The organism is Phormidium pseudopriestleyi FRX01 (assembly GCF_017313335.1).
Taxonomy (GTDB): Bacteria; Cyanobacteriota; Cyanobacteriia; order Cyanobacteriales; family Laspinemataceae; genus Laspinema; species Laspinema pseudopriestleyi.
In genome coordinates, this window is the sequence record NZ_JAFLQW010000414.1 from 1 (window position 1) to 3009 (window position 3009).

The 3009-nt window shown below is 42.6% G+C and carries 1 protein-coding gene; it reads left to right on the plus strand.

Annotated elements, in window-relative coordinates:
• Positions 1-817 precede the first annotated feature (817 nt).
• Positions 818-3009, plus strand: a 2192-nt coding sequence (locus tag J0895_RS15590) for a hypothetical protein (protein ID WP_207088966.1), incomplete at its 3' end; no start/stop codon positions are given.

Below are 3009 nucleotides of genomic sequence, written 5' to 3' on the forward strand. Positions count from 1 at the left end.
TTATCCGGGCATGGCGTAGTGGGTTAAATTAGGTTGACTTAGCTTGCTTGGTATGGACCTGAATTTTAAATAATTGAGGGTCAAGGCAGTGCTAGTCTCTCGTTGAAACCAGCGATTGTCTAGCACTGTTTTCTTTTTATGATTAAAGACTGCTTTAATCAGTGCCAAAACCAATATACTCATCCTTCCAGCAGTTGCCACCAAAACAGCGCATCTGGATGTAGGGGTAGCAAGCACCGTCCGATGCTGTAAGATTTCGCCATGCCGCAGGCTTGACGCAAAGATTTTCAACTGTAGAGCCATTTTCTAATCTATTTAGGACGGCGATCGACTCCAAACTTCAGAGCTTAGAGATTCCTCCCAGCCCAAAGTGGATAGGGTCAGTCTAAATGAGTTAAACCCTTAGAAGAATAGAGCGGGAGAGGAAAATGCCTTCTACAGGCTGTTGAGTAATTGTAGGGTGGGCTTTTTATCACCGTACAATTACTACAATCGCTTCAAAAAATGTACCTCCTAACTGTGTGAATCTCTATATATGTAATGGCAAAATTTTTTAAATCTTAGGTTTCCGATTACTTGACAAATATTTTACCTAAAAACTTATTATTCTCTCGTTTTAAATCAAGCTTATCTAGGCTTGCAGAAACAATCTTTAAGAGTTATCAAATTTTAAATTTTACCTCCTCAAAATACTTGCAAAAATCTTGCAATTTATCCTGAAGCACAAGTTTATATAGTGAATAACTTCTATGTGACCACTTAGTATAGGCAGTGGAATCAACAAACCTCTAAAGCATAGAAGAGTACCCACTTTCCAATGTTTAACTCTCATATAGACTTACCCCCAGTTGCTACTACAGAGATATTTTTCTGCCAATCTTCCCAAGTGAGTGAAGTTCGGGTAGAACCCAAAAAACCAACCGATATTTTTATTTATCTAAGTCAACAAATCGAGGTAGATTCTCCCAACCCCGTAGAAGGGCTGTCTGATAATTCTGTGGGGGACGACACTGCCAACCCTGCGACAGTCTCTAAGTTAGATTCTTTACCCTCACAAGAGAATTGCTTAGATTTCTCTAGGGTTTTTCCAATAAATAGTCCCAGCCATTTAGAAGAAGCCAATCGGGATTTATTGGATAGAGAACAATTAGACTTAAATGAGACAGTTCCTCCGGCATCGCTAATCGTAGAGGAGCAAACTTCTCTCCATTTAGGGAACCTTGTAGAACTGGATAGAGTTGAAATTTTACGCAGCCCTGATTCAAATTTACCCGGGTCAGAAAATTTAGCCGTTGTAGCAGAAACTGGGTCAACTGTTCCCGAGTCACCCCTTGCCCAAACCCGGGAATTTGAATATAATCTCCCCCCAGTTTCTCCGTCCACGGTGGATTTTGTGCTTCCCGAGTCGGTAGAGGAGATAGAGTCTCAACCCACTCCCCTGCCGGAACCCCTTCCGGAAATGAATTGGCGGGAAAATAGCCTAGAATCCCTCGATTCTACGGCTGAAAGGTATCCATTTATTGTAAATCCCACCGATAGATTAACCTTTGACCTTCAGAGTTTTCGGCCCTTTAGGGATGAAAACTATTCCACCCTTGATCTGAGGTTTGGAGAAAATAACCCAGTTTTCAATAAAGTGACTTTTGCCAATTTTCCAAAAGAGGATCAGCTTTATTGGGTATTAGAGGGCAATCGGGTGGTGCTTGAAACCCGAGGACTACAAGGGGGTGCAGTCTATCAAGGGCGGGAAACCATGACAGAACTCACCCAACGCATAATACTCCAACAACAGTTTTGGGGCCTACAAGCGGTTTGGTCTGTCCCTCACGCTCTAGAAGATGTGATAGGAGCAGGGGAAAACAACAATCAATTTGCAGTTCTTTCTGTGGCTGGACAGTTGACTACTCCCCCAGGAATACCTGCAGGAGAAGTAATCATTAACAGTGGCCAGAGTCGGGACAATACCACGACCACATTGGTACCTAATTTAGGAAGTGCTTCGACCAATCACCCCGATGGGGGTAGATCGCTATTTGAAAATCTCGATCCAGCCGTTGCTCCTAGATTTCTTCAAGCTTTTCCCACAACCAATCTACAACCCTTATTAAATAATGGGGTTGCTTTACGAGACGGGGCAATTATCCCTGCGGAAAATTTAGCAGCAGCCGGGATTGGCTTTATAAATTTAGATACCGGAGAAGGATTTGACTTTAGTGCGCCCTTCACCTCGGTTCCCGGTATTAAAATCGGACAGCCCGGAGGAGGAATGAATTTAGATTTATTAAATATCATCGTCAATCCTGTTATGACTCCCAGAGAAAGAGATGTCCGGTATCTCAATTCTTTAATCTGGTTCTCCCTCGGCCAAACTATGGTGGGGGATAGTACAGAAATTGATTATCAAGAAAGTAGCGATTGGTATCGTTTTTACTTTTCTGTTCCGCACCGGAGAACTTCAATAGAATATGATGCCCAAGAAATTCAAGCGACCTATCGCAGTATTTTTAGCAATCCTGGCGTATCCTTTAGCGTCTCTTTTGGAGCCAATGATAAAATCGATGAAATTCAATTTACCCATGCCACTCTCGGTTTAAGTCTGGGTTTTATTTTTACAGGACTAGAAAACTCGCATATCGATGAGGGCCTCGATGAAGCCCATACTGCCTTAGAAAATGGAGAAGGTTTTGCAGAGTTAAACACCGTCGCCACCCCAGAACAAAGAGGGCAAATCAATCAACGACTTAACCAGAATCTCTTAAATACCGAGCGAGCAACCAAGCTAGACCAACTCTCTGGCAACTATACCTTTCCTGGCACGATTACCCCAACTACCTCTAATCTTTTTCAAGTGAGAACGGGTTTATATAAGCGCAGGATTGATTTTTTGTCGCAAGAGATTAGCCCATTTCGAGAGGTTTCTAATTTTTTCTTGGATCTAGACCTCTCTAATCAAGATTTTGGGACCCTCGGCTTTATTGGAATTTCAAACCCGACCGATCAACCGACAAA